The sequence below is a fragment of the Nonomuraea sp. 3-1Str genome, assembly GCF_031570565.1.
Taxonomy (GTDB): Bacteria; Actinomycetota; Actinomycetes; order Streptosporangiales; family Streptosporangiaceae; genus Nonomuraea.
The window spans coordinates 81943-106652 of record NZ_JALHBK010000004.1; the positions used below are offsets into that span (position 1 = coordinate 81943).

The following is a 24710-nucleotide window of genomic DNA, read 5'->3' on the forward strand; positions in this document are numbered from 1 at the left end:
GCCCGTCTCGCAAGGTCGAACACCGTAGGTAAGGGACTCATGATGGAAAAGAGCAACAACGGCTTCTCCGAAGCGGGGCTGCGCAGGCTGCGTGAGGTGCTGGAGCGGCATGTCGAGTCGGGGAGGATTCCCGGGCTCGTCGCCCTGGTCGGCCGGGGCGGTGAGACGCACGTCGAAGCGCTCGGGACGATGCGCCATGACGGTGGCGCGCCGATGCGCCGGGACACGATCTTCCGGATGGCCTCGACCACCAAGCCGGTCGCGATGGCGGCGGCGATGGTCCTGCTCGACGAGTGCAGGCTGCGGCTGGACGACCTGGTGGAGCCGTGGCTGCCGGAGCTCGCCGACCGCCGGGTGCTGAAGCGGATCGACGGCCCGCTGGACGAGACCGTGCCGGCCCGGCGGCCGATCACCGTACGGGACCTGCTGACCTCCACGTTCGGGCTCGGCATGGACATGACGGCGCTGGGCAGCCCGATCATGGGCGCGATCTTCGAGCAGGGGCTCACGCCCGATCTGCCGGAGCCGATGCCCGAGCCGGACGAGTGGATGCGCCGCCTGGGCACGCTGCCGCTGATGCACCAGCCCGGAGAGCGCTGGCAGTACCAGATCAGCCACGACGTGCTCGCCGTGCTGGTGGCCAGGGTCACGGGCCAGTCGTTCGAGACGTTCCTGCGTGAACGCATCTTCGGCCCGCTGGGGATGAAGGACACCGCCTTCCACGTGCCCGCCGACAAGATCGACCGGCTGCCGGCCCTGTACGCCCCCGACCCGCAGACCGGGGAGTTCCACGTGTGGGACGAGGCCGAGGGGGGACGGTGGAGCCGGCCTCCGGCGTTCCAGGGCGGCGGCGGCGGACTGGTCTCCACCGCCGACGACTACCACGCCTACTTCCAGATGCTGCTCAACGGCGGGATGCACGGCGGCGAGCGGATCCTGTCCCGGCCCGCCGTCGAGCTGATGACCACCAACCGCCTAACGCCCGAGCAGCAAGCCGCCCGGCACGCCATGGCCACCGGCAACGTCCATGTGTCCTTCGGCCAGGGGCAGCACGGCGGCTGGGGCATGGGGATGGCGGTGCGCACCTACCGCGGCGACTACGCCCCCGTCGGCCAGTTCGGCTGGGACGGCGGAAGCGGCACCTCCACCTACGCCGACCCCGAGAACCGGCTCACCGGAATCCTGCTCACCCAGGTCGGCATGTCCGTCCCGGATCCCGCGCGGCTCATCCACGACTTCTGGACCACGCTCTACCAGGCCATCGACGACTGACAGCCACAGCTCGTCACGGGGTCGTCTCCGGACCCCGTGACGCGGGGCGCTGATGTGCGGCTCGCCTGACGGCGTTAGGACCCCGACCGCCCCGGTGACCCTTTCGCGGCACGTTCGTGGCGGCGTTGCCGTGGAACTCGGTCGTCGCGCCGGCGCCGCGGGCGAGCAGCGAGCGCACGCCCGCCCCGGGGTCGGGTCCGGTGCGAATCCCGTGTGTGATCACGTCAGTGGGTGTGACGGGGCTTTTGCCGCCCGGTGAGCGTGCGGTAGTGAGCGAGGCGCAGGACAGCGGTCACGAGGCCCGCCGCGGCCGCCACCACGAGAGTGATCGTCAGCGGCGCCGCGAAGTACGTGAGCTGCGCCCACGTGACCGTCCGGCCGTTCATCAGGAACGAGATCAGGTCCGGGTACGCCGCCAGCAGCGCCGCGGGCAGCAGCACCGGCACCAGGCGGAGCCCGGCCCGCCACTTCCTCGGCGTCCTCGTGGCGAGTCGCCGGGCGGCCCAGCGCCGGGAGCGTACGGCTCCCAGGGTCCCGAGCGCCGCCGCCGCCAGCGTGACCACCCCCAGTACCAGCTCGAACTGCTGCCTGTCGCCCCCCGGCACCTCCGGCGTCCGGCCCTCGCTCAGGTCCGCCAGCCCGCTCGCGATGGCGAACGTGTCGTCCGTCAGGCTCGCGCTGTTCGCCATGACGGCGAAGCCGTAGCCCGTCCGCGGGACGATCGTCTCGACGGCGGTGTAGGTGAACAGGTTCCCCGAGTGCGTGAGCCGCCGGGTCTCGTCGTCGATGCCCCAGCCCATGCCGTACTCGCGCACGCTGCTCGGGGCGTGCATGGTGGTCAGGCCGGCCGGGCCGACGAGGCGGCGGCCCTGGCCGTTCTGGGTGATCAGCCACCGGCCCATGTCGGCGGCCGTGGTGATGACGCCGCCGCTGCCGCTGCCGTCGAGGAACGCGGGCAGCTCGGGGCGCGGCAGCCAGAGGCCGAACACGGAGTTGTAGCCGTCGGCCGGCCGGACCGTCCGCTCGCTGACGCCGCTGGAGCGCATGCCGAGCGGCCCGAAGACCCGCTCCCGCATGAAGTCGCCGAAGCTCCGGCCACTGGCCACCTCCACCAGCCTGGCCGCCACGTTGTAGTTGACGTTGCAGTACTCCCAGTGCGTGCCGGGCGCGGCCCGCAGCGTGGCGGTGGCGAGCTTGGCGGCGTACTCCTTGAGCGAGGCGGCCGTGTCCAGGTCGCCGATGTCGGTCGTGGTGTCGGACAGCCCGGACGTCTGGTTCAGCAGGTGCCGCAGCGTGATCGCCTTGGCGCGCGGGTCGGCCATGCGGAACCCGGGGAGCTGCTCGGCCACGGGCCTGTCCAGGGACAGCCTGCCCTCCTCCACGAGGATCATCGCGGCCATGGCGGTGAACGACTTGGTCACCGAGGCGACCCGCATGGGCGTGCCGGCGGTGACCGGCTCGCCCGCGGAGTCGTGGCCGTAGCCGGCGGCGTGGACGATCCGGTCGCCGTGGGTGACGACGACGGACAGTCCGGGCAGGCCGGTCTGGTCGAGGGCGCGGCCGACGTACGCGTCGATGGCCGCCGGGGTGAGCTCGGCGGTGCGCGCGGGCCCGGCGGCCCATGCGGCCGGCGTGCACGTCACGGCCAGGCCGGCCGCCAGGGCGAGGGCGGTGAGGAGGCTTTTCACAGGTGCTCCGTTCAAGGTGGACCTGCGAAAACCTAGGGACCGGGGCCTGCCCGGGACATCGGCCTTCCGGCCAGCCGTACCCCTGACGAAAGTCAACCCGTCCGCGTGCCATGCCTCCGCCGCGGATGACACCCGCCCTCGCCGGCGGAGTCACGTTGATCACGCAGAAGGTTGAGTTGATAACGCATTGCTATGTGATATACGTCATACTCCGAAAAGTCTGTCGTGTGCGGATATGTTGCGTGATATTTCTGTGACCTGCGGGCGATCATGCTCGCATTCGCGAACGGGGAATCATGCACGCGATCACACACGGGGCCGCCTGACACAGGGGAAGCGCCGGCGTCGTCGCCGGCAATCACGGGGTTACGGGGCTGAAAGGGCCGCGCTCGCAGAAGCGCCGCCTGTCGATGCCGCCTGCCCGACTAGCGCCGACTTATCCTCACTTAAGTCGAATAGTCGGACGAACAGGATTATCAGCAGTTTTCACATTACTTAGGATGAGACTTGCGTATTTCGCTCACGGGGAAGCTCGCTCTCGGTCTGCTCACCGCCACCGTCCTCGCCGGAGGCACCGCGATCGAGGCCAACGCCGCCACGCCCACGCCACCGGCCGACACGGCGCAGAGCAGTGACACGGCGGCCGTCGAGGCGACCATGGACGCCGCGTCGGCGCAGGCGGCCAAGAGCGGTCAGGCAGTGTCCGTGCCGACCTTGACCAACGAGAACAGCACGACCGTCGCCAACCCCGACGGCACCTTCACCGAGACCATCAGCTCCGGCGTCGCCCAGGTCAAGCGGGGGGACCAGTGGCTGCCGGTCGACACCTCCCTCGTCCAGGACGGCGCGGTGCTCAAGCCGCGCGTCTCCCGGGCGAACGTCGAGGTCTCCGCCGGCGGCGAGGGCCCGCTCGCCAAGATCGTGGACGACGCCGGCCGGGTGTTCGCCGTGCGGTGGCCGACCGCGCTGCCCAAGCCCGCGATCAAGGACAACGTCGCCACCTTCGCCAACGCCGCCGGCCCGGGCGCCGACCTGGTCGTCACCGTCCTGCCCACGGGATTCCGCCACGACGTGGTGCTGCGCGAGAAGCCGTCCGGCCCGCTGGAGCTGCGCATCCCCGTGCAGACCGAGGGCGTCGACCTCGCCGAGGACGCGAGCGGCCGGCTCCTGCTGAAGAGCACGGCCGGTGACGGCAAGGTCGTCGCCTCCGGCTCGCGTCCGGTCATGTGGGACGCCAGCGGGCACGGCAAGCCGCGCGGCGACGCGCTGAAGCCGATCGACACCAGCGTCGAGACCCAGAACGGCGTCAAGGTTCTCGTGCTCAAGCCCGACGCGGGCTTCCTGGCCGACCCCAAGCGGAAGTACCCGGTCACGGTCTTCCCGTCGATCACGCTCCCGCAGGTCGAGACCGACACGGACGTGGCCAGCACCTGGGCCTCGCACCCCGGCGACCCCATGATCATCGCGGGCACCATGCCATGGGAGAACGGCCAGGGCGGTGACGTCATGCGCAGCCTGGTCAAGTTCAACACGGCCAAGGTCAAGGGCAAGAAGGTTCTCCTGGCCACCCTCGGCATGTGGAACCTGGAGACCAACGGCTGCGGCCTCGTCGTCGGCTCCGGCCTCACCGCCGAGCGGGTCACCAGCGCCTGGGACGAGAACGACCTGAACTGGGACAACAAGCCCACGACGACCGGCGAGGGCGCCCCCACCACCCGCGCCGGCCGCGGCCGTACCTGGACCGCGCCGTGCGCCTCGGGCGCCGGCTTCCTGGCGTGGCCGGTGACGAACATCGTCAAGGCGTGGGCGTCGGGCGCCCCCGACTACGGCATCCAGCTCCGTGGCGCGGACGAGAAGGAGGCCACCAACTGGCGGGCCTTCGCCGCGTCGGAGAACAAGGAGCAGGGCGTCAAGCCGCCGACCCTGGCGGTCGTCTACACCCGCTGACGGACACCGCGAGTGAGGGGCCGGGGAGCGCGCTCCCCGGCCCCTTCCGCTACTGGTCGGTCCGGCGGAGGAGGAGGGTGACGAAGCCGAGCCCGTCGCGGTAGCCGTTGAGCCACATGTCGCGGTGGGAGTCGGCGGCGGCCATGGCCTCGTCGCCGTCCGGGCCGGGGTGGTCGAGGGCCCAGCGGGTCAGAGTGCCGGTCCAGGACCACTCGTACTCGTCCCACTCGTCGCGGGTGCTGGTGTGGGCGTAGATGGTGGCGTAGCCGGCGTCGCGGGCGCGCGCCACGGTCCCGGCCAGGTCGGCGTAGTCGTCCGGGCCCGTGCCGAGCAGGTCGTGCAGCTTCTTGGACGGCTCCCCCTCCCAGAAGCCCTCGCCGATCAGCGCGAGCCCGCCCGGCCGCAGGTGCCGGCGCACGGCGTCGAGGGTCTCGGCCAGCGTGCCGAACGCGTGCGTCGCTCCCACGCACAGCACCAGCTCGTACGGCTCGGCGGAGGCGAAGGCGTCCGCGGGCGTCTGGTGCAGCCGGAGCCGGTCGCCCAGGCCGAGACGGGCGGCGGCCTCGGCGGCGGCGGCGAGCCCCTCCTCCGAGATGTCCACCCCGTCCGCCGTCGCCTCGGGGTAGAGGTCCAGCGCCCGGGTGAGCCACGCGCCCTCCCCGCAGCCGAGGTCGAGGACACGGGCGCCGGAGGGCAGCTTGGCACGGGTGAGCAGGCGGATGAGGTTGGCCTCGCTGACGGGCGCGGCGATCGGATGGTCCGCGTGGGCGAGGTGGCTGATGAGCTGACGGTGCATCCTCACGACTATGCCGAAAACGGCTCCGGGCCCGCCACCGGATATCGACGGCCGCGCGCGGGTGCGGCTCACGCGCGGCCGACAAGGCTCTCGTAGTCGCGCAGCGTGATGTTCTCGGCGGCCTTGCGGGCCATCTTGGCGGCCATGTTCTTTCCCGGCAGGTACGGCATGATCTTGTAGTAGCGGTTGAGGAACGAGGCCAGGAGCCGGCTGCCCGGGACCATGAGCTTGGCGACACCGTCGCCCATCTTCTGGCAGCCCGTGGCGTACTCGCGCATCTCCTCCTCGTAGCGGGCGAACGCCACGCGGTGGTCGCCGCGCGCCGCGGCCAGCTCGCCGGCCAGCACGTACGCGCCGACCAGGGCGAGTCCCGAGCCCATGCCCGACAGGGACGAGGGGCAGTAGGCGGCGTCGCCGACAAGGGCGACCCGCCCGCGCGTCCAGGTGTCCATGTGGACCTGACCGACCGAGTCGAAGTAGAAGTCGGGCGCCTGCCGCATGTCGTGCAGCAACCGCTCGCTCTGCCAGCCGTTGCCGGCGAAGCTCTCGGCGAGCACGGCCTGCTGCCGCGCCACGTCGCGACGGTTCAGGTCGAGGGCCGGGGAGGCGAAGTAGAAGACGGCCCTGGCCTGCGTGTTGTGCCGGGCGCTGTAGAGCGCGACGAGCCTGCCCGCGGTGCGGTAGGCGTGGCCGGTGTGGTCCAGGCCGAGGTGGTTGGCCGTGGTGAAGATCGCGCAGTAGAGGCCCAGGTGCTTGACGAACCGCTCCTCCGGCCCGAACGTCAGGCGGCGGGTGTTGGAGTGCAGCCCGTCGGCGCCGATCACCAGGTCGAACCGGCGCGGCGCGCCGCGCTCGAAGGTGACCGTCACGCCGTCGGCGTCCTCGGTGAGCGAGGCGATGGAGTCGCCGAAGACGTACTCGGTGTAGTCCTTGGTGGCGTCGTAGAGGATGCGCCCCAGGTCGCCGCGGAGGATCTCGACGTCGCCCGCGAACAGGTCGGCGGGCATCGTCGCCTGCGTCCTGCCCGCCGCGTTGACGTACGACATGGAGCCCATGCCGGTCCTGGCCCGCTCGATGTCACCGAGGATGCCCATGCGGCGCAGGACCGACAGGTGGGCCTCGCCGCGGAAGTCGACGGCGTAGCCGCCTTCGCGCAGGGCGGGGGCGCGCTCCACGATCGTGGGGGTGAAGCCGTGGCGGTGGAGCCAGTAGGCGAGCGCGGGCCCGGCGACGGAGGCGCCGGAGATCAGGACGTTGGTGTTCCTCATGCCGTTTCTCATGACCCCGAGCCTGCCGGGGAGGGCTCACCGCGGGCTCACCGCCGGCTCACCGCCCCCATCGCACCGACACGTCTCACCGCCGGGTCACCGCCTCCACGACGGTCTCGGGCAGCCCCATCAGGCGGAGCACCGCGGGGGTGGAGATCCCCATCACGGCCGCCGTCTCGCCGGCCTCCCGGAATCGCTCACGGGCCGCGGCGCGGTCGCCGTGCGCCTCGGCGACGCGGCCGAGCCCGGCGAGCGTGCGCACCCGGTCGCCGAGGCTCTTGATCCAGTGCGGGTCGAGGCGTTCGAGGGCCTCGACGTACAGCCGTTCGGCCTCGGCCAGGTCCTGCTCCAGCAGCGCGATGTCGCCGAGCCCACGCAGGGCCGCCGCCAGGTAGGTGGAGCTGCCGGCGCGGCGGGCCAGGGCGGCGGCCCTCGTGTAGTCGGCGCGAGCCGCCGCCGCGTCCTCGCCGGCGAGGTGATCTCCCCGGTTGACCAGCAGGTCGGCGCTGTCCTCCAGCGCGCCGAGCTGCTCGGTCAGCGCGAGCGCCTCGTCGGTCAGCTCGACGGCCCTCGCCCGGTCGCCGCGCGTTCCGGCCAGGCCGGCGAGCGAGTCCAGGGCCAGCGCGGTGCCCCAGCGGTCGCCGAGCGAGCGGAACTCTTCCGCCGCCGCGTGGAAGTGCACCTCGGCCGCCGCGGCGTCCCCCTCGCCGAGCGCCCCGAACGCCGAGACGTACCGGGCGGTCGCCCGCGCCCACGGCTCGGGGCACGCGAGCTGGGCCCGGACGAGTTCGAACGCGCCCTGCATGTCGCCCCCGACCGCGTTGCGCATCATCCACAGGAGCAGGGCCACCGGATAGCGGCCCGGCCGGTCACCCGGCCACGCGGCGGCCAGCGCCTGCCCGGCCCGCGCGAGGTGCCGCTGCCAGACCGGATGCCCGGCGGCGTCGGACGCGGCCAGGAGCACGCACATCACATACTCCTCACCGAGTTCACCACCGGGCCCGTCAGGAGGTACGCCGTCCAGCAGCAGGGTGGCGTAGGGCGCGGCGGAGGCGGACAGGCCGCTCAGCCACAGGTAGTTCGAGGCCGAGGCCAGCAGCCGCAGGGCCGTCTCCACCTCGCGGGCCTCGACGGCCCAGCGCAGGGCCGCCAGCAGGTCGGCGTGCTCGGCCGCGAGGATCGGCAGCCACTTTAGTTGCCCCGCCCGCCGCAGGTGCGGGTCGGCGGTCCGCGCCAGCTCCAGGAAGCGCCGGGCGTGGGCGCGTCGCACCGGCTCGGCCTCGTCCGCCGCTTCGAGCCGTTCGGCGCCGTAGGCGCGGATCGTCTCCAGCATCCGGTAGCGGCCGCCCGCCGCCTCCAGAAGGGACTTGTCGGCCAGAGACTCCAGCAGCTCGCCGTCGGCGCCGCACACCCGAAGAGCGGACTCGGCCGTCGCGCCACCGGCGAAGACCGTGAACTGCCGCGCGGCCCGCTGCTCCTCCTCCGACAGCAGGTCCCAGCTCCACGCGACCACCGAGCGCAGCGTCCGATGCCGCTCGGCGGCCGTCCGGGCGCCTCGGGCCGCGACCCCGAGCCGGTTGTCCAGCCGTCCCGCCAGGTCGTCGATGTCCAGCGTGCGCAGGCGCGCCGCCGCCAGCTCGATGGCCAGCGGCAGGTCGTCCAGGGCCGCGCAGATCCGCCGCACCACCTCCGGGTCGGCGGCGAAACCGCGCCGTGCGGCCCTGGCCCGGTCGGTGAAGAGCCGTACGGCCGCGTCGCCGTCCAGAGGCCGCACCTGCCAGAGGTTCTCGCCGATGACACCCAGCGGCTCCCGGCTTGTGGCCAGCACCCGTAGCCGCGGGCAGGCGGCCAGCAGCCGCGCCGCCAGCGTGGCGGCCTCTTCGACGAGATGCTCGCAGTTGTCGAGGACGAGCAGGAGTACGCGGTCCGACAACGCGGAGATCAGACGGTCGACGGGCTCCTGCTGCCCGGCCCCCTCCCCGAGGAGCCCGTTCTCGCGCAGGCCGAGCGCGCTCAGCAGCGCCCGCGGCAGGCCGGCGCCGTCGCGCAGCGCGGCCAGCTCCACGAAGCAGACGGTGTCACCCGCCGCCCCGGCGACCTCGACGGACAGCCGGGTCTTGCCGACGCCGCCGGGGCCGATCAGCGTGACCAGCCGGGCCACGCGCAGCAGGCCGGCGACCTCGGTCACCTCCGCGGCACGGCCGACGAACGACGTGAGCTGCGCGGGCGGCGCGGCGGGCGACGGCGACGGATCGGCGCTCAGCACCTCCAGGTGCAACGCGGCGAGCTCGGCCGAGGGATCGGCGCCCAGCTCCTCGGCCAGGTGCCGCCTGGTCTCCTCGAACACCTCCAGCGCCGCCGCCTGCCCGCCCTCGGCGAACAGCGCCCGCATCAGCAGCGCCGCCGGTCGTTCCCGGAGGGGATGGCGGCCGGCCAGCTCGCGCAGCTCGGGTACGGCCGCGCGGTGCTCGCCCAGGCGCAGCTCGCCCTCGATCCGGTCCTCGAGCGCCGCGAGCCGCTGCTCCTCCAGCCGTACGGCGGCGGCCCGGGCCGTCGGGCTCTCGGGGAGGTCGGCCAGAGCAGGCCCCCGCCACAGCTCCAGCGCCTCGCGCAGCAGCGGGACGGCCTGCCCGGCGTCGCCGTCACGCAGCGCGGCCCGGCCCTGCCCGGTCAGCCGCTCGAACCGGCAGGCGTCCACGTCGTCGTCATGCGCGACCACGATCCGGTAGCCCGCTCCCGCCCGCTCGATCGCGGCCCCGCCGCCCAGGGTCGCGCGCAGCCTCGACACCTGGGAGTGCAGGGCGTGCGCCGACGTCCCCCCTGCCGGGCCGATCTCGTCGGCCAGCCGGTCGACCGGGACCACCTCGCCGGGGCGGAGCAGCAGCAGCGCCAGCAGCGCCCGCCGGGCCGGCCCGCCCAGCGGAACCTCGGTCCCGTCGTCGCGCCAGGCCCGGGTCTGGCCGAGGATTGCGAACCGCATGCGGGTGATTATGCCGGGGGTTTGATGGCGGTGCCCTGCGCGGAGACGAGCCGCCAGAGGCCGGGGGAGACGGCGACGTAGACATGGGTGTAGCGGCTGCCGGCGCTGAAGGCCGTACCGTCGGGACGGGTGAAGTTCATGCCGGTACGCCCTACGACGATCCCGACGTCCCCGATGCGGCGGACGATGGCCTCGTCCGGGAACGACTCGATCGCCGGGAACCGTACGGCGCCGGTGGCGATGGCGTCGAGAAGGACGTCCCGGCCCACGGCGGCCCCGTCCTCCACGCTCACCAGGACGAAGTCGTCCGCGAGGAGGTCGTCCAGGACCTTGACCTCAGCGGCCGTCAGCGCCTCGAAGAAGCGCTGGTCGTGGTCGAGCAGGGATCGGCGGTCTGCGCTCATGGGTGGTCCGTTCCTCGGGTGACAGGGGGCCCGAGCGTAAACCCTGGCCTCAGTGTCAAGGTCAAGCCTTTCGTGCCCGTCACTCCGGTGAGCCCGCTCGTGGGCCGGAAGGCCGCGGGCATCGGTGGACGAGAGGCCGGGGAGCGGGAACCCTTGCTCGCCAGGAGCGTTCTAATGTTGGAGCCGACTCGAGGAGACCCGCGTTGGAAAACCTGATCACCTACGTCCCGCTGCTGTTCGTGGCGTTCGGGGTGCTGATCGTGCTGGTCTCGATCAAGGGGAACGTGGACAGCAGACAGTTCGCCCAGCGGGCGCAGCGGGTGCCGGGCGTGGTCAGCGACGTCCGGACCACGTTCACGGGGCAGGGGGAGCACCTGAGGGCGAGACGGCGGCCGGTCCTGACCTTCACGACCGTGGACGGGCAGGAGATCACCACCGAGGCGCGGACCACCTCCCACCTCGGCGTCGGCAACGCGACCGACGTGCTCTACGACCCGCAGGACCCGACCCGCGCCGTGCCCGCGGAGAGCTCCGGCGGCTACGCCGGAATGGTCGCCGGGATCATCGTGATCGTCATCGGCCTGGCCTTCTTCGCCGGTGTCTCCGGCGGGTTCACCGGCGTCGGTGACGTCGGTGACGGCATCGGGGGCGGTGACTCCCGAGGCCAGTGCGAGATCCAGAACGCCGACGGCTCCGTCGAGCCCATGGAGTGCCCTCCCGGCCTCTGGGACGACGAGTGATCTCGATGGCGGCTCCCTGGTGATCGCCCATGGGCGACACGAAGGCGCGGCGCGGCCGGCGTCCCGCGTCCGTCAGCGTGGCGTCTGCAGCGTGCCGTTGAGCAGCACGCGGAGGCCCCACCTGGCGCGTTCCTCGGGGGTGCCCGAGACCAGCTCCGACGCCAGGGCGGCGACGTGCGGCCGCCCGGCCGGTGAGGCGTCGCGCAGTGCCCGGGTGAGCGCGTTCCACTCGTCCGCGGCGTCGATCGACCGGTCCTCGGTGGCGTGCTCCGCGGCGGAGGCGGTGGCCATCAGCAGGAGCACGTCCACGCCCCAGGCGGCCTGCCCGTCAGGCACGCCGCCCTCGCTGAGCAGCGCCAGCAGGGCCTCCAGCAGGTTGAGGTAGTTCGGGCCGGACGGGCGGGCCACCAGGGCCGAGCGGGCCAGGCTGGGGTGGCGGTACAGCACGTCCGTATATGAGGTCAGTACGGCCTCGATCCGTTCACGCCAGTCCCCGGCGATGGTGACGGGGCCCAGATCGACCTGGCCCAGGAGCTCGTCGAGTATCGCCGCGTGAAGTTCGGCGGTGTTGGCCACGTACACGTACAGGGACGCCGGGCCGGTGTCGAGCTCCTGGGCCAGGCGGCGCATGGTGACCCGCGGCAGCCCCTCGGCGTGCATCAGACGCACTGCGGTCGCGATGATCCCCTTCCTGGTGAGCGCGGGTTTGGCGGGGCGCTCGCGACGGCTGCGGGGCTGATCGGTCACGAAGGCCAACGTACCAGGGCCCGATCGCGTTCGCGACGAACTTGTTCGTTACGAACATGTTCGGCTAGCGTGGGGGTGCGCCTTTGGAAGGAGGCATCACCATGACCCATCACCCCATCGCGATCGTCGGAGCCGGGCTGTCCGGCTTGACGCTCGCCCGCGTCCTGCACCTCAACGGGATCGAGGCGGTCGTCTACGACCTCGAACCCGCACGCCATGCCCGTACACAGGGCGGCATGCTGGACATCCACGCCGAGAACGGCCAGGTCGCCCTGCGCATGGCCGGCTTGCACGAGGAGTTCACGACGATCGTCCATCCGGGCGGCGAGGCCGTCCGCGTCCTGGACCGGCACGCCGTCGCCTACTGGGAGGAGCGCGACGGCGGCATCGGCGACCGCCCCGAGGTGGACCGCGGCCGGTTGCGCGACCTGCTGCTGGACTCGCTGCCCGAAAGCGCCGTGCGCTGGGGCGCCATGGTCGCCGCGGCCCATCCCCTGGGCGGCGGACGGCATGAGGTGACCCTGGCCGACGGCGGCTCGTTCACCACCGATCTGCTCGTCGGCGCGGACGGCGCCTGGTCGCGGATCCGCCCCTTGGTCTCCGGCACGCGGCCCGCGTACACGGGCATCTCGTTCGTCGAGCTCGACCTGCTGGACGCCGACCTCCGCCACCCGCGGGCCGCGGCACTGATCGGCGGCGGCATGTGCTTCGCGCTCGGCGATGGCAAGGGCTTCCTCGCTCACCGCGAGACCGACGGCAGTCTGCACGTCTACGCCGCCGTCCAGGCACCCGAGGACTGGCTCGACGCCATCGACTTCGCCGACGCCGGGGCCTCCAGGCAGGCGGTGCTGGAGCGGTTCAGCGGATGGGACGACAGCCTCAAGGCTCTGGTGACCGACGCCGATGGCCCGCTGATCCCGCGGAAGATCCACGCGCTGCCGATCGGTCACCGCTGGGACCGGGTCCCGGGCGTGACGCTGGTGGGCGACGCGGCACATCTGATGTCGCCGTTCGCCGGTGAGGGCGCCAACCTGGCCCTGCTCGACGGCGCCGAGCTCGGCGACGCCATCGCCGCTCACCCCGGCGACGTCGAGCGGGCCCTCGCGGCCTATGAGGAGGAACTGTTCCCGCGCTCCGCCGAGAAGGCCGCCGAGTCCCTCGCCGGTCTCGACCTGTGCTTCGGCGGGGACGCGCCCCACGGCCTGGTCCGGATGTTCGCCGGTCGGCCGGTCGGCGCATAGGCCGCTCGGGCGGGGGACGGTACCACCCATCCCCGCGCTCATCAGTGGGCCGAAACCGTCGCCGCCTACGACGGCTTGGTGTTCGTCACCCCGGAATGCACCCACTCCCTGCCGGGCTCGCTGTGGCGGCGGGAGCGGAATCAGTCGTGCGCTGTGGACCTGGTCGTCGTGAGGTGGCGGTCGATGATCTGGTCGAGCTGCGCGACCGCGGGCTCCCAGTCACGCGGCACCGTGTGGCAGCGGACGGCGCGGTGGCCCCGGTAGCGCAGGGTGTAGGTGAAGTGATCCGCGACGTCGCAGCCGTCCGTGGACGGGGCCCACGTGGAGACGTTGCCGAGCCTGCGCCGCAGCAGACCGAACTCCGCGGCGGTGAGCTGGAAGGCGGCGGTGGCCGCGGCGGAGGCGGCCCGCGCCCGGCCGTGCCGGTCTATCGAAATGCTGCGCTGAATTCCGGCGAACCCGCCCGCCTTTTCATAGCCGATCAATTCTTGTGAATGACCGGTCGCGGGCCGCGGCCGCGTTTCGGCCCGCGCGGTCGTGGCCGGCAGGGCCGCGATCGCCGCGAGAATGGCCGCGACAGCCAGGTGCTTGAACACGTATATATCCTTCCCGTCGTTCGGAAGACGTTTCGGAGTCCGGTGCGGAATCGTGGACAGCCCTGTTCCGGGACGCCACGGAAGGGCTCATTCTCGCAGGCCGGTCCTCATCTGCCGTTCATGTGACGGCCATGTGAGAGTGGGGACCGGAATGCCCCGGTTTCGGGAAGGGCAGCAGATCAAAAGGTGAAGAGGACGCCTCCGGTGGCACGGTTGCAGTGGATTTCGCCAAGCGCACTCTGACGGAGCTCGAGCAGCGTCTCATCAAGGTCGCGGCCGACCGGGGCTACGAGGCTGTCCACGGCCTGACTCTCAATTCTCGATTACGGCGCCATTCCATCGTGCGCGGATATCACCGTCGTCGACCGCCTGCTTCAAACGCTCGCTGCGGTCTGATCGAATCACGTGCGAGCCGGAAGACAAGCACCGTCACACCCGCAAGATTGTGACTTGGCGGCCGGACGGCGTGGTCGCCTGCTCGAAAGCGCCTCGTGCCTTCCATGGCGGGGCCTCGGGCCGCCGGTCGAAGATCACCAGCGCGCCGGTGGTGAGGGTGAGGCGGTCCAGGCACCGGTCGAGTTGCGCGAGGCCGTCGGACATCGGGTCGTTCTCGCCTGCTCGCCAGACCTTCAGCTCCATGGCCTCGCGCTGCGTGAGCCGTTCGCCTTCGGGACCGATGTAGGGCCAGCGGACCAGTACGTCCAGGCGTTTGGTGCCGGCGGCGTACTCCCGGTCGAGCTGGCCTCCGCCGTTGACCAGTCGGTGCAGGAAGGCCATGAGGATGATCTGACAGGCGGCCTCGTGGTAGCCCTCCTGCCGGATGAGCACCTCGCCGTGCTCGCGCCAGAACACGACGAACTCCTGCAGTAGGCGCGGCAGGTCGAAACGGCCGTCCGGCAGGACGAAGCTGTGCGGATCAGCCATCACGTACTGTTCCGATGGGTCGCCCAGGACCCGCAGGATGACCTCCCGGTAGATCGGGTTCGCCACCTCCAGCGGGGGTTTCTGCTTGACCAGGCCCAGATCGCGGACATAGGACAGGTCGTCGGAGAAAGTGAGGTCGACGTCGGGGAAGTCCCCGGCGAGGATGGGCTCGATCACCCGCTTGACTCGGGGCTCGCGCAGCCGGGCGACAAGCGCGTCCAGATGGGTGGCGCGCTTCCGGATCAGCCGCTCCTTGGCATCTTCCACCTGCCCGACGGTGATGGCACTGGTCACTTTCATCTGAATGGTGATCTCATAGGCGATGGCGTTGACCAGCAACGGTTGGCCTTGAGTCAACTCGAAGACCCGGTCCACCGCGTCCTTGATGAACTCCTGGCCGGTTGCCTGCGTGTGCTGGTCGTACAGCTCGGCGATCTCGTCGGCGGTGAAGTCGCCCAGGCGTAGGGACTCGGTGACGATGTTGAACGGGCTGGCCGGGTTGGACCGGCCGAGTTCGCCGCCCGAGGCGACTTTGTAGTCCCGCAGGTCGCGTAGTCCGCACAGCACCACGGATGTGGGGAACGGCTGGCCTCCCGGCCGTGCGTTGTGACCGTCGCGGAGTTGGCTGAGGATGCTGACCATGCTGTTGCCCTGCAGGGCGTCGATCTCGTCGAGGAACAGCACCACCCGGCGCGGGCAGCGGTGGCACCACTCGGTCAGCGCTGCGCCGAATCGGCTGCCCGGTGTGACCTGCGGCCAGGGATCCGGCGGCAGCAGTTCCTCTGGCCAGCCCGACCACTTGGCGGCTTGGCGGAGGGAATCCAGCAGAAGCGACTCCGCGGCGGCGTAGTCGTCCCCGGCCGACTTGGCACGCTCGCAGGAGAACAACATGGCGGCGATGTCGCCCTCGGCGGTCAGCTCGGACGCCAGTGTGCGCAGCGCGGTCGTCTTCCCGGTCTGCCGGGGCGCGTGCAGCACGAAGTAGCGGTCCATCTCGATGAGCTCACGCGCCTGTGGGAGCCGCTGCGTGGGGGGCAACATGTAGTGATCCTGGGAGCCGCATGGGCCGGCGGTGTTGAAATATCTCGCTCGGGGTGGCCGCATGGTCACAGTCTGCTATCTCTCTGCCGCTCGGTCCGGTCAACCGGAACCATGCCGGTGTGCCATTCCCTGCCGTGCTCGCGGCGCTGCCCTGCGGATCGCTGATCGGCTCGCGGCCGGGTAAGCGCCGATCTTCCTCGAATGCGTGCTCGACTCCCCGGGCATGGAGGTGGTCCGTGCAGCGCTCCGGCGGATCCTGCCGCGGCCAGGCCGCTGCCGCGTGGTGGTGCACGTCACATGGCCGGGCTGTCACAGGGGGCGGGTCGCCGGCATCTCCATGTTCGTCAGGACGCCGTGCGAACGACCCGCGCGGCACACAGCACCACGAGTGAGGACCAGATCATGGAACCCCGTATCGACCTGTTGACCAACGAGCTCGGCGCCAAGATCAGCAAGCGCATCTACAACGTCGCCCTGGCGATCCAGCAGTCGCCGCTGCCCCAGGCCACCCAGGACCTGGTGATGCTGCGCGCCAGCCAGATCAACGGCTGCGGTTTCTGCGTCGACTACCACACCAAGGACGCCACGGCCGCCGGGGAGACCGCGGTCCGGCTCCACCTGGTCGCGGCCTGGCGCGAGTCCACCGTGTTCACCGAGGCCGAACGGGCCGCCCTGGCGCTCACCGAGGAGGGCACCCGCATCGCCGACGCCCACCACGGCGTGTCCGACCAGACCTGGGCCCAGGTACGCGAGCACTACGACGACGACCAGGTCGTCGCGCTGGTCTCCCTGATCGCCATGATCAACGCCAACAACCGGCTCAACGTGATCGTGCGCAACCCGGGGGGCTCCTACGAGCCCGGCATGTTCGCCGGCATGGCCGACTGACCGGCGGGCCGCTCCCGGCCCTGGCCCGGCCCGCTCGATCCGGGGCAGGGCTCCGACCGCCATGCCCATGCCGGTGTCCGGCCACTCGCCGCGCTCCGCGACCACCTGCGTCCGGATGCGAGTCGACCGCCAAGGGGACGTAACAGGTCAGTCCAGGATGACGATCTGGCGGAGGACCTCGCCGCCCTTCAGGGCCGCCACCGCGTCGTTCAGGTCCGCCAGGCGGATGCGGGCGCTGATCATGGAGTCCAGATCGAGCCGGCCCGCCTTGTAGAGGTCGGCGAAGTACGGGAAGTCGTGCCGGACGTCCGCTTCGCCGTACACGCTGGACAGCAGCTTCTTGCCCTCGAACAGCAGGCTGAAGGCGGAGATCGACACCATGTCGTCCAGCGCCCCCGCGCCCACCACGATCACGTCGCCGCCCTGGCGGGCGAGCTGCCAGGTGGCCTGGATCGTGGCGCCCTTGCCGACCGCCTCGAAGGCGTGGTCGAAGCCCTGGCCGCCGGTCAGCTCGGCGAGGGCGCCCTGGACGCCGTCCGGGGTGACGGCGTGGGTGGCGCCGACCTTCCTGGCCAGCTCGTGCTTGGACTCCAACGGGTCGACGGCGAGGATCACCCTGGCCCCGGAGAGGCGGGCGCCCTGGATGACCGACAGGCCGACGCCGCCGCAGCCCACGACCGCGACCGTGGAGCCGGGGCGGACGCGGGCGGTGTTGACGGCGGCGCCGACGCCGGTGGTGATGCCGCAGCCGATGAGCGCCGCCGCCTCCCACGGCACGTCCGCGTCGATCTTGATCGCGCCCTGCCAGGGGATGACGACCTCCTCGGCCCAGGTGCCGCAGCCGGCCATGCCGAAGGCCATGGTGCCGCCGCCGAAGCGGAAGTTGCCCTTGCTGAACGCCTCCACCGTGTACTTCATGCACAGGTACGGCTGGCCCCCCACGCACAGGCGGCACTCCTGGCAGGCGGGGCGCCAGCTGATGATGACGTGGTCGCCCGGCTGGACGGAGGTGACGTGATCGCCGACCTCCACCACCTCGCCCGCGCCCTCGTGCCCGGGGACGAGCGGCACGGGCTGCGGCAGTACGCCGGACATGGCCGACAGGTCCGAGTGGCAGACGCCGGTGGCCCTGACCCGGACCCGTACCTCGGTGGGGCCGACGGGAGCCAGCGTGACGTCGTCACGGATGTCGAGCTTGTCATCGCCTACGGCGTGCAGAAGCGCGGCGCGCATGGGGGTTCCTCCTCCGGGCCGGTCCTGTGGGGACGGCTATTCCTCTAGGGAGAGTGCGGCTTTCGGGCAGGACCGGACCGCGTGGCGTACGCGGTCGTGCATCTCGGGTGGCGGGTCCGGGAGCAGGATGTGGAGCTGGTCGTCGTCGTCCACATCGAACACCTCGGGAGCGAGCCCCATGCACACGGCATTGGCCTCGCAGACCAGTTCGTCGACCTTGACTTTCACGTGAGCCTCCTGTGATCCCATGAGACCACCTTGGTGCGCTCCACGACGAATCCGATCCGCTTGCGGCCGGTCTGCTCGACATACGGCAGCAGGTGCTCGTCGGCAACGCCCGGGGTCATGGCGCGGGCCACGCGCAGGCCGATGTCGAGGACGCGCCCGGGCTCGTCCACGCGCTCGGCCTTGCCGTACAGCAGGACGCCGCGCAGCTCGCCGTAGTCCTCGCCGGTCTCCACCAGGCAGGTCACCCGCGGGTCGCGCTCCAGGTTGCGGGTCTTCTGGGCCTTGGCGTAGGTCCAGAAGACGATCCGCCCGCGCTCGTCGAGCGCGTAGAACATGGTGACGAGGTGCGGCGTCCCGTCCGGGTTGATCGTCGCGAGCTGCAGCTTGCGGGCGGACGCGAGGAACGCGTCGGCCTCGTCGCCGGACATCGCGATGCGAGCGCGCTGATTCACGTGCCAAGTAGAACAGGTTGCAGAATGTCGGGCAAGAGGTCTCCGGAACGTTGTTCGGTCTCGGAGGAGGATGTCGAATAGGGTGCGGTTCATGATGATGCCGCCCGATCTGCTGGACGCCGCCCAGCGCGCCAAGGGCTTCATGCCGCCGGACGAGGGCCTCGCCCTGTTCGAGACGGCCCTGCGGTACGGCAAGCAGGGCCCCATCTGCGAGATCGGTACGTACTGCGGCAAGTCCGCCGTCTACCTCGGCGCGGCGGCTCGGCAGGCCGGGACCGTGGTCGTCACCGTGGACCATCACCGCGGCTCGGAGGAGATCCAGCCCGGCTGGGAGCACCACGACCCCACGCTGGTGGACCCCAGGTTCGGCAAGATGGACTCGCTGCCGGTCTTCCGGGCGACGATCGCCGCGGCCGGGCTGGAGGACGAGGTCATCGCCGTCGTGGGCCGGTCGGAGCGGGTGGCCGCGCTGTGGCGTACCCCGCTCGGCATGCTGTTCATCGACGGCGGCCACTCCGAGGAGCCGGTGACGCGCGACTACGAGGGGTGGGCGCCGCACGTCATGGAGGGCGGGGCGCTGGTCTTCCACGACATCTATCCCGATCCGGCCGACGGCGGGCAGGCGCCGTACCGGGTGTACCTGCGGGCACTGGAGTCGGGGGCGTTCGAGGAGGTCGCGGTACGGGGATCGCTGCGGGTGCTGGAACGGGTCCGCCCCGGCGTCTGAGGCGTGCCGGGGCCGGGGCCGGGATCGCGGCGGGGCGTCAGCGGGTGACGAGGTGGTGGCGGCGGGACCAGGCGCGGCGGGTCTCCGCCTGCCAGGCGAGGTAGTCGTCGTGCGTGCGGACGTCGTGGCCGAGCGCCAGCAGCGACCGGTCCGCCCAGGACGCCGCCTCCTCCGGCTCGGCGCCCGCCAGGATCGGCACGGCCAGCATGGCCGGTCCCAGCAGCGCCCCCTCCCGCACCACGGCCATCGACGCGAACGCGCACCCCTGAGCCAGGCAGGACCGGTACCCGTCGGCCCCCGCCCGCTCGGTCAGCAGCGCCAGCTCCTCACCGGTGGCGCCGCCCGTGCGGGTGGCGGCGAAGGCGGCCCCGGCCCACAGGTCGGCCCGTCGCCCCACGGGGAACCCGGCGATCCGGTCCGCCACGGCCACGGCCGAGGCCCGCTCGTGGTGCCACAGCAGCCGGCCGAGCCCCTGGTCGAACGTCGCGCAGCGGGCCCGCGTCAGCAGCCCCGGCATGGCCCGCTCGTCCAGCATGCGGGCGTTCGACTCCTGGCTCCGCTGGAATCCGTACCCGTCGACCGCCAGCCAGCGCAGCAGCGGATGCCCCCGGCGCGCCCCGCGTACCGGAGGCAGGCGCAGCAGCGCGTACCCGCGCCCGGCGCCGAGGTGGACGGCGTGGTGGTGGCGCGCGGCCGGTCCGGACAGCAGCTCGCGCAGGCGCCGGCCCCGCGCCAGGGTGAGCAGGTCGAGCACCGCGCTCGCCGCCCCCGCGCCCTCGCAGGCGAACGTCCACCGCTCGTGCGGCAGCCCGTCGAGCAGCTCCTGGAACGCGGCGGGATCACGGGACAGAGCGGCGTTGAAGCCGGAGACGTAGGAGCTCTCGGCCTCCTCGACGGCGCGCCGGGCGGGTCCGGCGGCCCAGGGGCCGGCGACCACCTCGTCGGCGTCCCGGGCCAGCAGCCTGCGCCAGCCGCCGGCCTGGGGCGCAGAGGCCGGATCGATCCCGTCATGATGCAAGAAAGCAGTCGTGCCCGTGTCGCCCACGCTTCCCCCGAAGACGCCTCGTACGGCCACTCCCGACGCTAGTGACCCGCTTGCGCCTGCCCAGGGTGCCGCTCCGGCTTTTACGGCAAAGAAAGCGCAAAAGCCCTTGCGGAGCCAGGACAGGGCAAGATCAGGCGCGGGCCGGCGTGCAGCCGCACAGGTCCGGGTCCGACGGCGGGACGGGCGCCGCGCTCACGTCGCGGAACAGCCCGGCGCCCCCCGACAGCCCCTCCAGCGCGTCGGCTGCCAGGACCACGGCGGCCGCCGTGTACCCGGACCGCTCGTGCGGGAAGTGCTTGCGGTTGGCGAACTGCCAGCCCGTCCAGTACGACCCGTCCTCGTGCCGCAGGTGCTGGATGTCGGTGAACAGCCGCTCCGCCCGCTCGCGCTGACCCAGCGCGTCCAGCGCCAGCGTCAGCTCGCACGTCTCGGCCCCCGTCACCCACGGCTGGTCCGACACGCACCGGATCCCCAGGCCGGGCACCACGAACGTGGCCCACTCGCGCTCCAGCAGCTCCGCCGCCTGCGCCCCGCGCACGGCCCCGCCGAGGACCGGGTAGTACCAGTCCATCGAGAAGCGGCTCTTGTCGGCGAATGCCTCCGGGTGGGCCGACAGCACGTGCGCGAGCCGGTCGGCGGCCAGCTCCCAGTGCGGCTGCGGGTCGCCGAGGTGCTCGGCCAGCAGCACGCCGCAGCGCAGCGCCTGGTGGATGGACGAGCAGCCGGTGAGCAGCGCGTACGTCGAGGGCCGCCCCTGCGCGTCGCGCTCCCAGACGATCTCGCCGCGCGGGGTCTGCAGCCCGGCGACGTAGTCCAGGGCGGCCTTGACCATCGGCCAGCGCCGCTCGGTGACCTGCTGGTCGCCGGTCACCAGGTGGTGGTGCCACAGCCCGGCGGCCACGTACGCCGCGTGGTTCGTCTCGCCGCCCCGCTCGGCGGCGACGCCGTCGACCAGCTTCATCGGCCAGGAGCCGTCCTCGCGCTGGTGCCGTTCCAGCCAGTCGTAGCCGCGCCGCACGGGCCCGTCCAGCCCGGCGACGGTCATGGCCATGAGGCATTCGACGTGGTTCCAGGCGTCGACGTGCCCCTCGGGCCACGGCACGCCGCCGTCGTCCTGCTGAATCGCCGCGATGCTCAAGGCCGTACGGACGACCTCCTCGCGGCCGATCACGCCGCGGGCTTCCTGACGTAGAGCACCACGCTCTTGCCGATGAGCGGGTTGAGCAGGGCCTCGGCGAGGCGGGTGGCGGCGGGGCGCTTCATGATGTCCCACACCAGCAGCTCGTGGTACGCCTTGGCCAGCGGGTGCTCGGCGTTGTTGACGCCGACCGCGCACTTGATCCACCAGTACGGCGCGTGCAGGCCGTGGGCGTGGTGGTGGGGGCCGATGACGAAGCCGGTGGACTTGAGCTTGGCCGACAGCTCGGCCAGCGTGTAGATGCGGACGTGACCGCCGGGGGCGGTGTGGTAGTCCTCGTCGAGCGCCCAGCAGATCCGCTCGGGCAGGAAGCTCGGAACGGTGATCGCGGCCGTGCCGCCGGGCCTGAGCACCCGGAAGATCTCCCGCATGGCGGCCATGTCGTCGGGGATGTGCTCCAGCACCTCGGCGGCGATGACCCGGTCGAAGCTCCCGTCCTCGAACGGCATCTCCAGCGCCGTGCCCTGGACGGTCTCGCCGGTCGCCTCCGGCGGCACCTCGCCGGCCTTGTCCATCGCCGCGAACATGGCGGCCACGCCGTCCAGCTCGGCCTGGTCCATGTCGAAGGCGACCACGTCCGCGCCTCGGCGCAGCACCTCGAAGGCGTGCCGGCCCCCGCCGCACCCCAGGTCGAGCACGCGTGTGCCGGGCCCGACGGGCAGCCGGGCGAAGTCCACGGTCAGCACTTGATCCGTCTCCTTGTGATCAGCTAGAAGGGGGCTGCACGGCTTGGGGGGCGGGCCGGTCAGCGGGTACGGCGGGCCCGGTGGGCGGCGATGGCCTCGTGGTACGCCTCGACGGTCCGCTTGGCCACGACGTGCCAGGTGTAGCGCTCCATGACCCGCTCGTATCCGGCGCGGCCCACCCGCTCGCGCTCCTCGGAGGAGTCGTGCAGCCGCCGCAGCACCGCGGCCAGCTCCTCCGCGTCGCCGGGCGCGACCTGGATCGCCGCGTCGCCGACCACCTCGGGCAGCGCCCCGGTGCGGCTGGCGACCAGCGGCGTGGCGCAGGCCATGTGCTCGACGGCCGGCAGCGAGAAGCCCTCGTACAGGGACGGGACGACCGAGATCTCGGAGGTCGCGATCAGATCGCCCAGCTCGTCGTCGGAGATGCCGTGGACGAAGCGGACGCGCTCCTGCAGCGACAGCTCCTGGACGAGCTGCTCGGTGGGGCCGCCCGGCGTGGGCTTGCTGACGACGGTGAGGTTGACGTCGCGCTCGGTGGCGAGCTTGGCCACGGCGCGCAGCAGCGTGGCGACGCCCTTCATGGGGGAGTCGGCGCTGGCCACGGCGACGATCGAGCCCTTGCGCCGCGGCTTGTCCGGGCGCGGGTGGAAGTAGCGGGTGTCGACGCCGAGGGGGATCAGGCGCATGTTGGCCTGGGGGACGTTGAAGTCGCGGTGGATGTCGGCCAGCGACGACTCGCTGACCGTGAGAATGGGGCTCAGCCGGGGCGCGACGCGGGCCTGCATCTTGACGAACCCGTACCAGCGGCGCAGCGACAGCCGCTTGGAGCCCTGCGCGGCCTCCAGCTCGATGCGCCGGTCCACGCTGATCGGATGGTGGATGGTCCCGACCACGGGGAACAGCTTCTGGATGCCCAGCAGGCCGTAGCCGAGGGTCTGGTTGTCCTGGACGACGTCGAAGTCGCCGACGCGCTTCTTCAGCTCCCGGAGGGCGCGCAGGGTGAACGTCAGCGGCTCGGGGAAGCCGGCCGTCCACATGGTGCCGACTTCGAGCGCGTCGATCCAGTCGCGGTACTCGTGCAGCTTGGGGGTTCTGAACGGGTCCTCGTCGCGGTAGAGGTCCAGGCTCGGCACCTCGTTGAGGACGACGCCCTCGTCCAGCTCCGGGTACGGCTGTCCGGAGAACACCTCGACGTGGTGCCCGAGCGCCACCAGCTCGCGGCTCAGGTGGCGCAGGTAGACGCCCTGCCCCCCACAGGTCGGCTTGCTGCGGTAGGACAGCAGCGCGATCCGCAACGGACACCCCTTTCTCCGCCGGTAGGCACGCTGAGTCCGGCGTGTACCGTGAAAGATGACCTTAGTCCGAAAAGGCTACCATTCGGTAGGTCGCCTGGAATTGTTCCTCACCTCGTCCGCATGGCGTGCGAACTGCGACATTGGCATGCCCGAGCGGGATTCGGTGGAACGTGTTCTAGGTCACTTGATGCTGTGACAATGCCTTAGCTGTACATTCCCGTCCCAAGCAGACGCGGTAGTGATAGGGGAGGACCCGTTGGCCAGGCGCGCTTTGATCACCGGCATCACCGGCCAGGACGGCTCCTATCTGGCGGAGCACCTGCTCCGCGAGGGCTACGAGGTCTGGGGGCTGGTCCGCGGCCAGGCCAACCCGCGCGTGTCGCGGATGCGCAAGCTGCTCGCCGACGTCCAGGTGGTGCGCGGCGACCTCCTCGACCAGGGATCGCTCATCTCGGCCGTGGAGCGCGTTCAGCCCGACGAGGTCTACAACCTGGGCGCCATCTCGTTCGTGCCCATGTCGTGGGAGCAGGCCGAGCTGACCGCCGAGGTCACCGGGATGGGCGTGCTGCGCATGCTGGAGGCCATCAGGGTCTGCTCCGGGGTGTCGCGCGGCGGTACGGCCGGTGGCCAGATCCGCTTCTACCAGGCGTCGTCGTCGGAGATGTTCGGCCAGGTCAGCGAGACGCCGCAGAACGAGCGCACCGCCTTCCACCCGCGCTCGCCGTACGGGGTGGCCAAGGCGTACGGGCACTTCCTCACCCAGAACTACCGCGAGTCGTACGGCATGTACGCGGTGTCGGGGATCCTGTTCAACCACGAGTCGCCGCGGCGCGGCGCCGAGTTCGTCACCCGCAAGGTTTCGCTCGGGGTGGCCCGCATCAAGCTCGGGCTGGCCGACGAGCTGCGCCTGGGCAACCTGGAGGCGCGGCGCGACTGGGGGTTCGCCGGCGACTACGTGCGGGCCATGCACCTCATGCTCCAGGCCGGCGTGCCCGAGGACTACGTGATCGGCACCGGCCACATGAAGTCGGTCAGGGAGCTGGCCGAGGCCGCCTTCGCCGCGGCCGGGCTCGACTGGGAGCGGTACGTCGTCACCGACCAGGCCCTGCACCGCCCCGCCGAGGTGGACCTGCTCTGCGCCGACCCGAAGAAGGCGCGGGTGCAACTCGGCTGGGAGCCCACCGTGCCGTTCGACGAGCTGGTCGCGATGATGGTCGAGTCGGACATCCGCCTGCTCTCCGAGGGCGGCGACCACGACCAGGACAGTTCCTGGCCCTGATCCTCCCCGTGCTCGCGGGCTCCTTCGCCGCGCCC

The 24710-nt window shown here is 71.7% G+C and carries 22 protein-coding genes and 1 pseudogene; 8 read left to right on the forward strand and 15 right to left on the reverse strand.

All coding sequences use genetic code 11. The annotated features are described in order from the left end of the window. Positions 1-42: 42 nt before the first annotated feature. Positions 43-1272, forward strand: coding sequence for a serine hydrolase domain-containing protein (locus tag MTP10_RS09240; RefSeq protein ID WP_310708874.1), 1230 nt, complete (start codon positions 43-45; stop codon positions 1270-1272). 224 nt (positions 1273-1496) lie between these two features. On the opposite strand, the gene MTP10_RS09245 is transcribed toward MTP10_RS09240, so the two are convergent. Then, positions 1497-2960, reverse strand: coding sequence for a serine hydrolase domain-containing protein (locus MTP10_RS09245; protein WP_310708635.1), 1464 nt, complete (start codon positions 2958-2960; stop codon positions 1497-1499). Positions 2961-3467: 507 nt separating this feature from the next. On the opposite strand from MTP10_RS09245, the gene MTP10_RS09250 reads away from it, so the two are divergent. Beyond that, a complete protein-coding gene (locus MTP10_RS09250) occupies positions 3468-4907 on the forward strand; it encodes a DNRLRE domain-containing protein (protein ID WP_310708636.1) in 1440 nt (479 codons plus the stop codon). A 49-nt stretch (positions 4908-4956) separates the two neighbouring features. Here MTP10_RS09250 and MTP10_RS09255 read toward each other — a convergent pair whose 3' ends face one another. The 4 genes from MTP10_RS09255 to MTP10_RS09270 form a co-directional block, all read right to left on the reverse strand. After that, positions 4957-5703, reverse strand: coding sequence for a class I SAM-dependent methyltransferase (locus MTP10_RS09255; RefSeq protein WP_310708637.1), 747 nt, complete (start codon positions 5701-5703; stop codon positions 4957-4959). A gap of 68 nt (positions 5704-5771) precedes the next feature. Further along, positions 5772-6983 carry an FAD-dependent monooxygenase gene (locus MTP10_RS09260; protein ID WP_310708638.1) on the reverse strand — a complete coding sequence of 404 codons (1212 nt, stop codon included), beginning with the start codon at positions 6981-6983 and terminating at the stop codon, positions 5772-5774. 73 nt (positions 6984-7056) lie between these two features. Then, the gene (locus tag MTP10_RS09265) at positions 7057-9951 is read right to left on the reverse strand and encodes a BTAD domain-containing putative transcriptional regulator (protein ID WP_310708639.1); all 2895 of its coding nucleotides are present in this window, start codon (positions 9949-9951) and stop codon (positions 7057-7059) included. Positions 9952-9959: 8 nt separating this feature from the next. Beyond that, positions 9960-10355, reverse strand: coding sequence for a nuclear transport factor 2 family protein (locus tag MTP10_RS09270; protein ID WP_310708640.1), 396 nt, complete (start codon positions 10353-10355; stop codon positions 9960-9962). 203 nt (positions 10356-10558) lie between these two features. Between MTP10_RS09270 and MTP10_RS09275 the strand changes: the two genes are divergently transcribed. Beyond that, positions 10559-11095: a DUF3592 domain-containing protein gene (locus MTP10_RS09275; RefSeq protein WP_310708641.1), complete on the forward strand. Its 537-nt coding sequence runs from the start codon at positions 10559-10561 to the stop codon at positions 11093-11095. 72 nt (positions 11096-11167) lie between these two features. Here the strand turns inward: MTP10_RS09275 and MTP10_RS09280 are convergent, their stop codons facing one another. Continuing rightward, positions 11168-11842, reverse strand: coding sequence for a TetR/AcrR family transcriptional regulator (locus MTP10_RS09280; RefSeq protein ID WP_310708642.1), 675 nt, complete (start codon positions 11840-11842; stop codon positions 11168-11170). 101 nt (positions 11843-11943) lie between these two features. Between MTP10_RS09280 and MTP10_RS09285 the strand changes: the two genes are divergently transcribed. Both MTP10_RS09285 and MTP10_RS41920 read left to right on the forward strand, forming a co-directional pair. After that, positions 11944-13083, forward strand: a complete 1140-nt coding sequence (locus tag MTP10_RS09285; RefSeq protein WP_310708643.1) for an NAD(P)/FAD-dependent oxidoreductase — start codon at positions 11944-11946, stop codon at positions 13081-13083. A 33-nt stretch (positions 13084-13116) separates the two neighbouring features. After that, positions 13117-13194 (forward strand): annotated as a pseudogene (locus tag MTP10_RS41920) (hypothetical protein); the annotation flags it as partial. A 29-nt stretch (positions 13195-13223) separates the two neighbouring features. Here the strand turns inward: MTP10_RS41920 and MTP10_RS09290 are convergent. After that, complete coding sequence (locus tag MTP10_RS09290; protein ID WP_310708644.1) at positions 13224-13679, reverse strand: hypothetical protein; 456 nt, start codon at positions 13677-13679, stop codon at positions 13224-13226. 429 nt (positions 13680-14108) lie between these two features. Then, the gene (locus MTP10_RS09295; protein ID WP_310708645.1) at positions 14109-15644 is read right to left on the reverse strand and encodes an AAA family ATPase; all 1536 of its coding nucleotides are present in this window, start codon (positions 15642-15644) and stop codon (positions 14109-14111) included. Between the two features lie 402 nt (positions 15645-16046). Between MTP10_RS09295 and MTP10_RS09300 the strand changes: the two genes are divergently transcribed. Beyond that, positions 16047-16532, forward strand: a complete 486-nt coding sequence (locus MTP10_RS09300) for a carboxymuconolactone decarboxylase family protein (protein WP_310708646.1) — start codon at positions 16047-16049, stop codon at positions 16530-16532. Positions 16533-16679: 147 nt separating this feature from the next. Here the strand turns inward: MTP10_RS09300 and MTP10_RS09305 are convergent, their stop codons facing one another. Genes MTP10_RS09305 through MTP10_RS09315 form a run of 3 tightly spaced genes read right to left on the reverse strand, consistent with a single transcriptional unit; the run spans position 16680 to position 18445 of the window. Next, positions 16680-17765 (reverse strand): Zn-dependent alcohol dehydrogenase, encoded by a 1086-nt coding sequence (locus tag MTP10_RS09305; RefSeq protein ID WP_310708647.1) that lies wholly within the window; start codon positions 17763-17765, stop codon positions 16680-16682. 36 nt (positions 17766-17801) lie between these two features. Beyond that, the gene (locus MTP10_RS09310; RefSeq protein ID WP_310708648.1) at positions 17802-17993 is read right to left on the reverse strand and encodes a ferredoxin; all 192 of its coding nucleotides are present in this window, start codon (positions 17991-17993) and stop codon (positions 17802-17804) included. Beyond that, positions 17990-18445 (reverse strand): pyridoxamine 5'-phosphate oxidase family protein, encoded by a 456-nt coding sequence (locus MTP10_RS09315; RefSeq protein ID WP_310708649.1) that lies wholly within the window; start codon positions 18443-18445, stop codon positions 17990-17992. The genes MTP10_RS09310 and MTP10_RS09315 overlap by 4 nt, the downstream gene beginning before the upstream one ends. Positions 18446-18536: 91 nt before the next feature. Between MTP10_RS09315 and MTP10_RS09320 the strand changes: the two genes are divergently transcribed. Next, positions 18537-19172: a class I SAM-dependent methyltransferase gene (locus MTP10_RS09320; protein WP_397334437.1), complete on the forward strand. Its 636-nt coding sequence runs from the start codon at positions 18537-18539 to the stop codon at positions 19170-19172. Between the two features lie 37 nt (positions 19173-19209). Here MTP10_RS09320 and MTP10_RS09325 read toward each other — a convergent pair whose 3' ends face one another. The 4 genes from MTP10_RS09325 to MTP10_RS09340 form a co-directional block, all read right to left on the reverse strand. Further along, positions 19210-20190 carry a DUF1702 family protein gene (locus tag MTP10_RS09325; RefSeq protein WP_310708650.1) on the reverse strand — a complete coding sequence of 327 codons (981 nt, stop codon included), beginning with the start codon at positions 20188-20190 and terminating at the stop codon, positions 19210-19212. A 157-nt stretch (positions 20191-20347) separates the two neighbouring features. Next, the gene (locus MTP10_RS09330; RefSeq protein ID WP_310708651.1) at positions 20348-21388 is read right to left on the reverse strand and encodes a prenyltransferase; all 1041 of its coding nucleotides are present in this window, start codon (positions 21386-21388) and stop codon (positions 20348-20350) included. After that, the gene (locus MTP10_RS09335; RefSeq protein WP_310708652.1) at positions 21385-22101 is read right to left on the reverse strand and encodes a methyltransferase domain-containing protein; all 717 of its coding nucleotides are present in this window, start codon (positions 22099-22101) and stop codon (positions 21385-21387) included. Before MTP10_RS09335 ends, MTP10_RS09330 begins: the two co-directional genes overlap by 4 nt. Positions 22102-22160: 59 nt before the next feature. After that, positions 22161-23396, reverse strand: a complete 1236-nt coding sequence (locus tag MTP10_RS09340; protein ID WP_310708653.1) for a glycosyltransferase family 4 protein — start codon at positions 23394-23396, stop codon at positions 22161-22163. A gap of 256 nt (positions 23397-23652) precedes the next feature. Here MTP10_RS09340 and MTP10_RS09345 point away from each other — a divergent pair, with 256 nt between their 5' ends. Next, entirely contained in the window at positions 23653-24675 is a 1023-nt protein-coding gene (locus tag MTP10_RS09345) for a GDP-mannose 4,6-dehydratase (RefSeq protein WP_310708654.1), read from the forward strand. Positions 24676-24710: the final 35 nt, after the last annotated feature.